An 11,541-nucleotide genomic window follows, 5' to 3' on the forward strand; every position below is an offset into this window, starting at 1 on the left:
TAAAAAACCGGAATACCTTAATCATAAGGCTTCCGGTTATCATTTGCAAGTGAAGCATCGGGGATTCGAACCCCGGACAACTTGATTAAAAGTCAAGTGCTCTACCAACTGAGCTAATGCTCCATATAGGACTGGGCTAGCTGGATTCGAACCAGCGAATGCAGCAGTCAAAGTGCTGTGCCTTACCGCTTGGCGATAGCCCAAAGGCAAAGGGTGGATACAGGGATTCGAACCCTGGGCCTCCAGAGCCACAATCTGGCGCGCTAACCAACTGCGCTATATCCACCACAGCGTGTCAGAAGGGATTCGAACCCCCGACCCACGGCTTAGAAGGCCGTTGCTCTATCCAGCTGAGCTACTGACACATATTTCTCTTCATCAGAGAAGCGGGTGATGGGAATCGAACCCACGTATCTAGCTTGGAAGGCTAGTGTTCTACCATTGAACTACACCCGCATTTACGCTGAAACGGTAATGTTGTTACAGCAGTCGGGGTGACAAGATTCGAACTTGCGGCCTCCTGGTCCCAAACCAGGCGCTCTAGCCAAACTGAGCCACACCCCGATGTCTTACAACATCATTTCTATGAAGTTGTCGTTCCTTGTTCTCTCAAGAATTTCTTTTCTCTCGCTCAAGGCAAGTGTTATTATATTATATGGTCTACCATTTGTCAACACCCTTTTTCATATTTTTTTATATTTTTTTCAAAAAAAGATACAATTCCCGAAAACCAGCTAAAAATGCGGGTTTCCGGGAATCATCACCCTCTATAATTCTTCGGATGGAATGAATTTTTTATGCTTCTGCTCGAATTTCCCCATCTTCTACCGTAAATAAAATCACATCTGAAGTTGCACTGTCATTTCTGGCATCAACCAGTTCAAACATCATTACAAAGGTTCCGTCTCCCAGATCCTCCTCTCCAAAAGCCGTGTCCTCTGTGACCGTAAAGGTATCCACTTCTACCAACTGCAATTCATCGTCTTCTGAAATGGTGGCACCATAATGCAAAGTAGTGATCTCATCCCCCGCTTTCAGCTTTACAAGATTCCGGTCTGACATTCCATTCTCATCCAGACCTTTTCTTGCTCCCAGGATCTGAAAATCTTCTTCCCCGTAATCATATACAACATGAAGCTGATATTCCTCACCATTAAGAAGGATCGGCACACTGTACAGATTATAGTCCTCCCCTTCATAAATAATGTCCATATAAACCAGGTAGCCGTCAATGGCGCCCCACACTCCACGGAAATTATCTGTGAACACACCGTTTTCCCAATCCATATCAATGTCATTGTCCCGTCCCAGATAAAGAACAATATCCTCTTCTTCATCATAATAAGCCAGATTACAATAGACACCCTTCAACCTGTTGACCGTATCCATGGAAAGTTCCATAACGCCATAGCCATCATCATTTATGTAAACCGGATATGATTCCTCTTCGGAATTTTCCAGAGTTTCCACCTCCGGAAGCTCCTCATATCCCATTTCCGCCACATATTTCAGGCCCTCTACACTAAGACTGCCGCTTAATGCATAGTCATAAAGATATTTAAAAGACTCACTTGCCCCGGTTTCTGCATAGGTATTAAAATCATCCAGATTTCCGTCATAGGAATAGTAACAGGATAATCCCCCTGCCTGCTGCCGGTAAGCGCCATTTACTTTGTAAACCACACATTCTTCCAGTGCATTTATCACATCTTCACTGGTTTCTGTAAGCATATCCCGGTTCTTTTCCGCCAGATCCTTCAGATCTACCATATTCGCATATCCGGTTTCCTTTGTATTTCCGCCGTAATTCTCGGAACACTCTGCATTTCGTCCAAAACCGGAGAAAAAAGAAGTGTCCTCACAGGCATAGGCCAGCGCCTCTTTTCCCATATTGTCATAAGCTGTAAGCACAGATCCGATCAAACCAAGGTCCACCACAGAGAGCGTAGCCTCGTCCTCCGTTCCGTACATTTCACAGCCTTCCATATAGGTATCACAGATCACTTCACCAAGCTGTGCCGGATCCATCTGGGGATCATCCGCCAGGGCCTGCACCCATCCTGTATAATTCCAGCCATTTCCAGGCTCTGTTTCTTCGCTTGCCACCATATACCGCGCTATATCGGAAAAGGCATTTGCAGTGTCCACCGTAGCCATCAGGCACGCGTCAAAGCCCACAAGGTCCAGCGGCGGATCTTCTTCTGACAGCGGATAAACAGAATCGAAAGCATTATAGATTTCCCCAAGGGAAAGGGAATCATACCCATATAATTCATCATAGGCCACGCCGCCGGCACTTCCTCCACCGTGATTCCAGAAGATCACAGCCGTATGTTCTGCCGGATAATTATCCCTGCAAAATTCCAGGAAATCTGCCAGGGTATCACTTTCCCCCATATTTGCAGAAGGAAGCTGCTCCACACATTCCAGAGTCTGGTCACTGTAAACATATCGTTCCAGATAATCTGCCTCCACAGTATCATTCTGCCACTCACTGCTTCCGCCTGTTTCTATAACAATTTTGACATTTTCCGGAATATCAGCATCCAGAAGCTCACTCAGGTCCTCAGTAGCACTTCCGTAATCGCTTTCCAGATCACTTCCGCACAGATACCAGTAAATGGCCCAGTCATCCTTCTGGGCAGCCAAAACTTCACTTACACTTTGCACCCCTGGTATAAAATTCCCCCATGGTGCAAGCGCCATCGCACCTGCAGTGAAAAATGAAAGCACTGCTTTCCCTGTTTTTCCCTTCATAGCTTCACCTCCTGCTTTTTGAGGTTCATAAGTTCCTTACAAATATGGCAGAGAAAAAGCCAGATCACATTATAAATACTGGATTTCCGCCATAGGCACTTCCCCTTCTTCCAGATCCATCACCACATAGCTAGGTCTTCTGCCTTCCTGCCTTGGGAAAGAAAGGCTTCCCGGATTGATCACCAGCACGCCGTTTTTCTTCTCAATCACCGGCTTATGGGTATGACCGAAAAATACAATTTCACATCCTCTGGCGGCTGCCTCCTCCGAAACCCCATAAAGATCCATAGAAACACCATAATTATGTCCATGTGTTACCATGATCTTATGCCCTTCCAGCACAATTTCCTCTTCTCTTGGAAGATCACTGAAAAAATCATTGTTTCCAGCCACAATGGTGCAGGGACATTCTGCAAGAGCTTCAATAAAGAACTCCCGTCCTTCCACATCCCCGCAATGGATCAGATAATCAAATGGCTGTTCCTGCTCCACAACGATTTCCAGCCTCTCATCTCTTCCGTGGGTATCACTGACTGCCAGTATTTTCATCTTAATTCTTCCTTTATCATCTGCAGCGCTTTTCCTCTGTGGCTGATCTTATTTTTCTCTTCCATGGACAGCTCAGCTGAGGTGCAGCCGTATTCCGGCAGGAAAAAGATAGGATCATAGCCGAAGCCATTGGCTCCTTTTTCCTCGTAACCAATTCGCCCTTCCATGGTTCCGCGCACAGTTTCCACTTTTCCATCCGGGAAAACAGCTGCAATGGCACATACAAAACGGGCCGTACGTTTCTCATCCGGCACACCTTCCAGTCTCTGGATCAGATTGCCATTCTTGGTATGATAATCTGTGTGTTCCCCCATATAGCGTGCGGAATAAACGCCTGGCTCTTTATTCAGATAATCGATTTCAAGTCCGGAATCATCTGCAAGAACGATTTCTCCGTTCTTTGTCAGCTTGCTGATGGCAGTTGCCTTAATTACTGCATTTTCTTCAAATGTTTTGCCATCTTCCACAATATCAGCCTGGATCCCGGCTTCCTTCATAGACACCACTTCCGCGTCCAGATCAGCCAGAATCTCCCGGATTTCTTTCATCTTGTCCGCATTTCCTGTTGCAAAAATAATCTTCTTCATTATTTTACGTCCTCTTTCTTTTCCTGTGTCTGACCTCTTCTTGGCGGCTTCGGTCCCAGGAACTGGTAGAAATATGTTTTCAGCATTCCATTATAAATCTTGCGGTTCCTGTCCGCCTTGCGGCCAATGTCGTTCTCTGCTTTCTCATAAGAAGTGATCAGATACATGGACCACTTGTCCAATCCCCTGTAGCTCTCCCCGATTTCCCGGTAAAGCTGCGGCAGGGCGGCTTTCTCCTCCAGACGCTCGCCATAGGGCGGATTTGTGATGATAAAGCCATAGGGCTTTGGATGGTGGAGTTCCTTTACCGGGCGCTGCTGGAAATGGATCAGGCTTTCCACGCCTGCCATTTTTGCGTTTGCGCGGGCTGCTTTCAGCGCTTCCGCGTCAATATCATAGCCCTGGATGTCCGTTTCAATCTTCAGGTTTACCCGGTCCTGGGCCTCTTCTACGGCCTCATACCAGCATCTTCTTGGCACTACATGCTTCCAGTCTTCAGCCAGGAAAGAACGGTTCATTCCCGGCGCAATATCTGCTGCCATCATAGCAGCCTCGATGGGGAATGTGCCGCTTCCACAGAATGGATCCACAAGGCTCCGGTCTTTTTTCCACGGGGTTAACATGATCAGTGCGCTGGCAAGAGTCTCGGTGATCGGCGCTTTTACCGTCATCTGACGGTATCCTCTCTTATGAAGGGAAACGCCTGAGGTATCGATTCCGATAGTTGCCACGTCTTTCATAAACGCCACACGGATAGGAAAACTTGCGCCATCTTCCGGGAACCAGGACACGTTATACACGCCCTTCAGACGCTCTACAATGGCTTTTTTCATAATGGACTGGATATCTGACGGGCTGAACAGCTTGCTCTTTACAGAATTGGCTTTTGCCACCCAGAATTTGCCGTCTGCCGGAATGTAGCGCTCCCATGGCAGGGCCTTGGTTGCCTCGAAAAGCTCATCAAAGGTTTCCGCCTTTACCTCCGCTACCTTCAGAAGAATACGCTCTGTAGTGCGAAGGAAAACGTTGGCGTCTGCAATTCCCTGTGCATCGGCCAGGAAGGTAACCTTACCGTCTTCAACCTTGCTGATCTCATATCCCAGATCCAGGATTTCTCTTTTTAAAACCGCTTCCAGACCAAAATGGCAGGGGGCGATCAGTTCAAATCTTTCTGTACTCATTCACTTTTCCCTTCTTATAATGCTATGCTTTTTACAACGTTTCCGTCAAAATCCTTGATGGAAAAAACACCGTCTTCCAGCACTGCATATGTAGGTGGATTTCCCTCTTTCGGGATGGATACGGAGCCTGGGTTCAGAAGGATGTAGCCGTCCATCTGCTCGGCTTTCAGCACATGGGTATGTCCATGGATCAGGATATCTCCCTCACATAACGGGGGCAGATTGTTCTGATTATAGACATGTCCATGGGTTGCATAAAAGGTTTTGCCGTCAATGGCAAGGATACAATAGTCTGCCATCACTGGGAACTCCAGGACCATCTGGTCTACTTCTGCCTCGCAGTTGCCGCGTACCGCGTAGATTTTGTCCTTCATGGCATTCAGCATAGGGATCACCTGCTTGGGCGCGTATTCCCTTGGAAGATCGTTTCGCGGGCCGTGATAAAGCAGATCGCCCAGCAGAACCAGGCGCTCTGCTCCTTCTTTTTCAAAGGCATCCAGCATTTTTCTGCAGTAGTAGGCAGAACCGTGGATGTCGGAAGCAAACATATATTTCATAAACTTGGTTTCTCCTCTGTTTTTAGTATGATTGGTGCTCGCCGCAGATTGGTTTACATAACCTGTGACATGCGTCCTCTTCTTTACATTATCATGCCTTGGGGTAAATTACAAGATATTAACAGTTAGCAGTTCCTTATATCTTTAGATCGCGGTTACTGTTCCCTACGTTCACGGCAACACGCTTTTCTATGCCCCAAAGGGCATTTCGAAAAATGCTACCACCGGGCAGTATCTATATCACACACCAGATTTCTTCCCCTGTACGCAATCATCCCCCCGATCACAGTTCTGGTCTCGTATCCATTTCGCGCCAGGATCCTGGCAGCCCGAAGGCTTGCCCCACCCCGGTCGCAGTACAGCACCAGCACTTTTTTCCTTGGAAAATCATAGGTCTGCATTTCCTCAAACTCCTCATATGGCACATTCACCGCCCCTTTAATGTGCCCGGTCCGATACTCTTCACGACTTCTCAGATCTATCAAAAAAGCGTCTTTGCGCCCAACATAATAATCCAGCATTTTTGCGGAAATCGGCTCAACGGGAAACATGACAAATCCCCTTTTTAATCAGTATATGCAGGTGTTCTTTTTCTGACAGCAACCCCAATACGCTCTGCGAGTTTTGCTCGTTATCGCGTCAGTCGCCAAGGTCTCGTGCAAGCACGGACTTTGGCTCGTTGCTCGCGTAAATAAGACGCAGGGTGTCTGCCCTGCGCCTTATCAAAAATTGATACTCTGTACTTCTTTAGTATCTGGAAGTTGTGTCTTCCTCAGACTCGTAAGAATTGCGGTTCTTATTCTTACTGCTGTTCTTTGTGTAGGTGTTTTTGCAATCCTGAGAATTCATCTCGTTCTCATAAGTTCTGTTTGTAGAATTTTTGCTGTTCTTGTTTTCAGACTCATAATTTTTTGCCATTTGAGTATTCCTCCTGTTGAATAATGAGTTTTTTTTCAGATTACTTTGTATATTGTAACCAATCCCAGAAGGAATATTCATCAAAATGATATTGCTTTTTTTTCCAGTTTATATTATAATCTGTCTTGTAAAAGAATTTACCCTTCAAAAATTTTTTTACATAACCCCTTATTTAATTATTTATACTCCCCTCGAAACACCCGGTAGCTCCCCTACCGGGTGTTTCTCTTTGGATTTATGCGAATCCACAGGGTTTTCGGCCACTTCCATTTTGTAATATTTGTGTAACATTTGATGGGTATGTCCAAAATCTGTCCAAGATTCGATTTGCATTCCCAGATTCAGCTCTCTCCTGTAATAAAAAATGAGGACAGCTTTTTGACTGCCCTCTCTCGTTCTCAATTGGTAAAATATAAAAAATCCCCACAAGGTCTCTCATAATTATTGATCAGCCGGTTCATTACTTTGCCATTGTAGTACATGGTTACGGAACCGCCGCCGTCCAGGTTGTAGGCGTACTGGCAGCCGTAGCTGTTGAAGATGTTTACCAGGTCCCAATGGTTCAGCCCGGAATAGGTGCCGGTGTCGGTGACAAGAAGTACATACTTGCCAGGCTTTACCATTCCTACAGCAGTCCTTGGATAATACTTGGCTGTTTCCGCCCAGGCTGGCTGCGCCTTACCGTTCTTAATAAGAACTGGTCCAAAATTGTAGGTATCCTTTACTCCCGCCTTCAAAAGTGCCTCTCCCAGAAGCCCCATCTTCGGAGTGTAAATGGTGCCGTCATTTTTCACAGCCATAACACTGTAGCTGGTGTGATAGTTTCCATAAATCACACCATTTTTGATGCACATACCAAGAGGTGACGGTTTCCCCGTCTGATAACTAAATGCACTTCCATTTATGCCGATAACACCTCCATTGCTGGAAACTGCACTGGAAGTAGTCTGTCTGGCTCCGCCATATGTGCCATATGACAAAGCAGATTTTAACTGACTGGCATTCGCAGTCTGTACCACAGCTACCCAGTAGGGAATACCATGGGTAGATTTTCTTTTCAGGTCTATGTTCAGAGTGCTGCTTTTATATGTATAATGGGAATCGTTCACCTTCACGTCTGGTCTTGGGCTTCCCGTTCTCTGCCCGTTCTTGTTGACATAATATCGTCCCACCCACACATTTTTCGCCAAAGCACCTGTTTTCTTATCAAAATAATAACGATATTTACCAATCTTCTGCCAGCCGGTTGCCATTCTGGAATTGGCCAGGAAGTAATACCGCTTTCCGCCGTAGGTCAGCCAGCTGTTGGCAATTGCCACACCAGACTTGTTAAAATAGTATTTATACTTGGTTCCAGTCGCCCATCTATTGCGGAACATAATACCGTTTTTCCTGTTGTAATAATAAAGCTTTCCGCCAGATTTCAGCCATCCGGTAAAACGCTTTCCATCTTTACTGCTGTAATAGTAATTTCCTTTGTACTTGATCTTTCCACACAGCAGCTTTCCTTTGGAATTATAATAATAGTAGTCTTTGCCTTTTTTCACCCATCCGTGTTTCTTAGATATGGTGCTCACTTTGGTATCTGACGCCTTCACATAGGAAGAGGCCGACACTGGCAGCGCACACATGGCGCAAAGCAGCACAATCAACCAAATAATTCCCCAACTTCTTTTCCTCAAATCATTCCCCCCTAAAAATAAACAAGAAACAACATCAAACACGCTCTACGAATTTGACCCATTAAGTAAGCGTGGCAGTTCCTAAAGTCTCAAGTACCCATAGCCTCTAACACATTTTCAAACTCTTACCTGTGCCGGGCGTATAAAAGCGGGGCAGACAAATTACTTCGTCTGCCCCGCTGTATTTGCCTCGCTGTAGGTAGTTCTTATTACTGCCATTCAGCTGGCAGCCTCATTACCGATTACGCTGCAGGTGTCTCACTGTCGTCCAGTGTATCTCCTGCCATATCTGTCTGCTCTTCAGACTCAGCAACACCATCTGTCTCTGTGCTTTCGATTGCGCTGTCGCCTGTAGCAGCCAGCACATCGTCCAGCCAGCCCTCAGGCATGCCTGCGCTGGTAAGATTCTCTGTAAGCGCATCCATATTCATAGAAGCGGTATAAGCCTCTACATCATCATCATTACTGAAATCATAAACATCTGTCAGGGAAGCAAGGTCAACTGCTGCAAGAGCCTCACCGCCATTGCCGCCTGCCAGTGAAATAGAACCAAGAGTTGTTCCGCTTGCTGCAAGAGCAAGATTCCACTCAATGCTGTCTTTATCTGCACCGTCAGCTGTGAAGATCAGCTGCATGCCGCCGAAGGAATCGTAGGAATTGCCATCCTCGTCCTCTACAGGTGCACCGGAAATGGTGTAAGTACCTTTCCAGATTCCATCTGCCATAGCTTTGGTATCATAACCAACAACATCGATCACAGCAGCCTCTGTTCCGCCGGAAGAAAGTGTATAGCTTCCGTTTAACAGATCTCCGCTCATCTCGCCGCTGCCTTCCAATGCAAAGGTATCATCTCCAGAACCAAACTGGAAGGAAAGTCCCTTCTTCTCTCCATCTGTTGTGCACAGATATCCCAAAAGTTCCTCTTCCTGCTGTCCATCATTTGCAAGGAACTGGCGTCCAACTACTTCGCCGTCAGCATCCACCCATGCTCTTAAAACAAATCCGGACTGGTCTGTCTCATCAGCCTCTACATCCAGTTCCTCCTCCATATCATCAATTGCTTCCAGGAAGGTCTCATAGGTGTAGTCCGGATCATTAGCCGCTGCTGTCCAGGTCTCGATCAGCCCCTTCAGCTCCTCATCTGTCTTCGCAGTGTCAAGGATCTGCTGGAACATTGGAAGTGCCTCTGACTGTGTAACCTGTCCCTCAAGAACAGTCAGCTCCTGGCTTACATCACCAGCAACCGCTTCCTGTGTTCCCGGATTCTCAGCATCTGCAACATTGTCAAAAATAATGTCTGTATACCTGGTCAGAATGGAAGTAAGCACATCTGCTTCCGGCAGATTCTCCAAAGTGGAGAAATAGCTGTTCATGGCATCTGCCATATCCATGCTGGCACTGAAGGAAGAATCCATTTCCTGATCCGCTTCTTCCACAGCTTCCTGTGTCATCTGATCCATATTCATCTTGATATAGCCATCGCTCAGCTCTGGAATCTTCATATAAATTTCGGAATTCTCCATATCCATGTAATATTCGATGGTACAGATCTTTGTTCCGTTCACGTTCAGATCCATAGCTTCTGTCATAACCTTGTCTGTAAGACCAACATCTGCACTGATAGATGCATCCGACAGCCAGGAGATATCCACAGGAGAAAGCATTCCAAGAATTGCTTTTCCACCATCATCCAGACTGATCTTCATTTCAGCGTTTCCCTTCACCTCTTCGGTATTCATCTGGGAAAGACTTTCTGCGTAATCAGCACCAAATTCCTGAATCGCCTTGGCCACTGCTGCTTTTTCAGTTTCCTTATAGGAGTCTGCTGCCCACGCGGTAGCTGGCATTGTGCTGATTCCCATGAAAGATGCTAACAAAATTGCGGTGATCTTTTTTCTCTTCATAATATCCTCCTTTGGAATATCCTTGCATTTTCTGTGATCTGTCAAGTATTTGTCAGCGCCGGTTCATCGTGCTATAACAAACAATTTTGACAAAACAAGTTAGTATCAGAATATCATTTGCCGTACTTATTGTCAATGTAAGAATTTTGTTCTGAATATTTAGAAATTTAATAAAAATTCTCAATAATTTAACAATTCCATTTGGAGTGCAGTGAACGGATTGAACAGCCCCTTTGGAACCACTACGGCTTTCTTATTATACCATTTATCCTTCCTCAGCCTGTATAATGTAACTATCCAGATTCTCCATATACCGCTGGTCCCGCTCCACTGTGATCAGGATCACATCATTCGGCATATATTTCTCCAGAAGCTCCTGATTGAAATCGTCGATCCGCACAAATACAGTCTTCTGATAACGGTACGGCATATATTTCTCCAAACGGAGCCGAAACGAATCTCCGATCACCATCAGTGTCTTCTCATTTGACGAGTTGGACTTAAACACCTTCAGGATTTCCTCGCCACCTTCGCTCTTCTCTTTTCTCACCTTATAGCGCACACCGTCATGAAAATGGTCCAGCCCATACTCCCGGTCATCATCTAGTTCCTTGTATCGTCCGATCATTCTGGACAGATCTCCTCTGCAGGGATTGGTTCCCATCATCACCTGAATGGCTTCAATGGGAAGGCACTCCCCAGTCAGATCCTCCACGATTTTTTCATTTGTGATATAGCCGCCCAGATTATTCATATGGGTATCATATTTTCGGAAAAGCTGGTATTTTTCGGAATATTTCTCCAGATAGTCCGCCAGAAAATCAAACTCCACATCTGAGTTCTCCTCCATATATCTGGCAAAGGTTTCCATTCTGGAATCCCCCACCCCGATCACTTCCGGCTTATCCGGCATATATTCTGAATAAATGGTCTCTTTGCTTGGCGCTACATAATAATGAAACTGCCCCACGCCCTTATCCAGGAACCAGTCCCGCACCTTCTCAATTTTCGCCGCGATCTCAGCGCTCTGTTCCAGGCTGTACACATTGGTCTTCTGGTAATCTGCCATGGCATTTTCCCCATCTTTGGAGGGCAGATAGAATAGCCAGTTATCTTCCCCAATCACCACATCTCCGATTTTCGTTGTCTGGAAAAACTCTGTATCAATAAAATTGTTAAAGTTCACCAAAGCGTTTTTAAAAGGTACATGATCCTTATAAAAGGCTTCAAACTGGGATGGAAAGTCCCCAAGAGAGGCCCGGCTTACCTGGGGAAAAGAGGCCAGTTCCCTGTTTTCATTATTCTCTGTATTAAAATAGCCGGAAAAGCCTGCCCATATCAGGTTCGGAAGAACCAGGCTTCCCACAAACAATGCGATCAATACTTTTTGTTTTTTCATATTCTGT

The 11,541-nt window shown here is 45.9% G+C and carries 10 protein-coding genes and 6 tRNA genes; all 16 read right to left on the minus strand.

The window, feature by feature from the left end; translation table 11 throughout:
• Positions 1-50: 50 nt before the first annotated feature.
• Positions 51-123: transfer RNA gene (locus ACTQ50_RS06580), tRNA-Lys, on the minus strand.
• An 8-nt stretch (positions 124-131) separates the two neighbouring features.
• Positions 132-203: transfer RNA gene (locus ACTQ50_RS06585), tRNA-Gln, on the minus strand.
• A 9-nt stretch (positions 204-212) separates the two neighbouring features.
• Positions 213-286: transfer RNA gene (locus tag ACTQ50_RS06590), tRNA-His, on the minus strand.
• A gap of 5 nt (positions 287-291) precedes the next feature.
• A tRNA-Arg gene (locus ACTQ50_RS06595) sits at positions 292-365 on the minus strand.
• 20 nt (positions 366-385) lie between these two features.
• Positions 386-456: transfer RNA gene (locus ACTQ50_RS06600), tRNA-Gly, on the minus strand.
• Positions 457-489: 33 nt separating this feature from the next.
• A tRNA-Pro gene (locus tag ACTQ50_RS06605) sits at positions 490-564 on the minus strand.
• A gap of 231 nt (positions 565-795) precedes the next feature.
• Positions 796-2,757: a clostripain-related cysteine peptidase gene (locus ACTQ50_RS06610; RefSeq protein ID WP_441483512.1), complete on the minus strand. Its 1,962-nt coding sequence runs from the start codon at positions 2,755-2,757 to the stop codon at positions 796-798.
• Between the two features lie 69 nt (positions 2,758-2,826).
• Positions 2,827-3,306, minus strand: coding sequence for a metallophosphoesterase family protein (locus tag ACTQ50_RS06615; RefSeq protein WP_441483513.1), 480 nt, complete (start codon positions 3,304-3,306; stop codon positions 2,827-2,829).
• Positions 3,303-3,893, minus strand: a complete 591-nt coding sequence (locus ACTQ50_RS06620) for an XTP/dITP diphosphatase (RefSeq protein ID WP_441483514.1) — start codon at positions 3,891-3,893, stop codon at positions 3,303-3,305. Before ACTQ50_RS06620 ends, ACTQ50_RS06615 begins: the two co-directional genes overlap by 4 nt.
• On the minus strand, positions 3,893-5,074 hold the full coding sequence (locus ACTQ50_RS06625) for a THUMP domain-containing class I SAM-dependent RNA methyltransferase (RefSeq protein WP_441483515.1): 1,182 nt from the start codon (positions 5,072-5,074) through the stop codon (positions 3,893-3,895). The genes ACTQ50_RS06620 and ACTQ50_RS06625 overlap by 1 nt, the downstream gene beginning before the upstream one ends.
• A 14-nt stretch (positions 5,075-5,088) precedes the next feature.
• Positions 5,089-5,631, minus strand: coding sequence for a phosphodiesterase (gene yfcE / locus ACTQ50_RS06630; protein ID WP_441483516.1), 543 nt, complete (start codon positions 5,629-5,631; stop codon positions 5,089-5,091).
• Positions 5,632-5,849: 218 nt separating this feature from the next.
• Entirely contained in the window at positions 5,850-6,182 is a 333-nt protein-coding gene (locus tag ACTQ50_RS06635) for a rhodanese-like domain-containing protein (RefSeq protein WP_441483517.1), read from the minus strand.
• 196 nt (positions 6,183-6,378) lie between these two features.
• Positions 6,379-6,549: a hypothetical protein gene (locus tag ACTQ50_RS06640; protein ID WP_441483518.1), complete on the minus strand. Its 171-nt coding sequence runs from the start codon at positions 6,547-6,549 to the stop codon at positions 6,379-6,381.
• A gap of 398 nt (positions 6,550-6,947) precedes the next feature.
• Complete coding sequence (locus tag ACTQ50_RS06645) at positions 6,948-8,231, minus strand: phosphodiester glycosidase family protein (RefSeq protein WP_441483519.1); 1,284 nt, start codon at positions 8,229-8,231, stop codon at positions 6,948-6,950.
• Positions 8,232-8,473: 242 nt separating this feature from the next.
• Positions 8,474-10,135 (minus strand): hypothetical protein, encoded by a 1,662-nt coding sequence (locus ACTQ50_RS06650; RefSeq protein ID WP_441483520.1) that lies wholly within the window; start codon positions 10,133-10,135, stop codon positions 8,474-8,476.
• A gap of 265 nt (positions 10,136-10,400) precedes the next feature.
• A complete protein-coding gene (locus ACTQ50_RS06655; RefSeq protein WP_441483521.1) occupies positions 10,401-11,534 on the minus strand; it encodes an alginate O-acetyltransferase AlgX-related protein in 1,134 nt (377 codons plus the stop codon).
• Between the last annotated feature and the right edge of the window lie 7 nt (positions 11,535-11,541).

Source organism: Blautia sp. Sow4_E7, from assembly GCF_052116245.1.
Classification (GTDB): Bacteria; Bacillota; Clostridia; order Lachnospirales; family Lachnospiraceae; genus Blautia_A.

Bases quoted from the DNA above. Each gene is read 5' to 3' on its own strand.
- ACTQ50_RS06610 (WP_441483512.1), bottom strand. From the start codon at position 2,757: ATGAAGGGAAAAACAGGGAAAGCAGTGCTTTCATTTTTCACTGCAGGT.
- ACTQ50_RS06615 (WP_441483513.1), bottom strand. From the start codon at position 3,306: ATGAAAATACTGGCAGTCAGTGATACCCACGGAAGAGATGAGAGGCTG.
- ACTQ50_RS06620 (WP_441483514.1), bottom strand. From the start codon at position 3,893: ATGAAGAAGATTATTTTTGCAACAGGAAATGCGGACAAGATGAAAGAA.
- ACTQ50_RS06625 (WP_441483515.1), bottom strand. From the start codon at position 5,074: ATGAGTACAGAAAGATTTGAACTGATCGCCCCCTGCCATTTTGGTCTG.
- yfcE (WP_441483516.1), bottom strand. From the start codon at position 5,631: ATGAAATATATGTTTGCTTCCGACATCCACGGTTCTGCCTACTACTGC.
- ACTQ50_RS06635 (WP_441483517.1), bottom strand. From the start codon at position 6,182: ATGTTTCCCGTTGAGCCGATTTCCGCAAAAATGCTGGATTATTATGTT.
- ACTQ50_RS06640 (WP_441483518.1), bottom strand. From the start codon at position 6,549: ATGGCAAAAAATTATGAGTCTGAAAACAAGAACAGCAAAAATTCTACA.
- ACTQ50_RS06650 (WP_441483520.1), bottom strand. From the start codon at position 10,135: ATGAAGAGAAAAAAGATCACCGCAATTTTGTTAGCATCTTTCATGGGA.
- ACTQ50_RS06655 (WP_441483521.1), bottom strand. From the start codon at position 11,534: ATGAAAAAACAAAAAGTATTGATCGCATTGTTTGTGGGAAGCCTGGTT.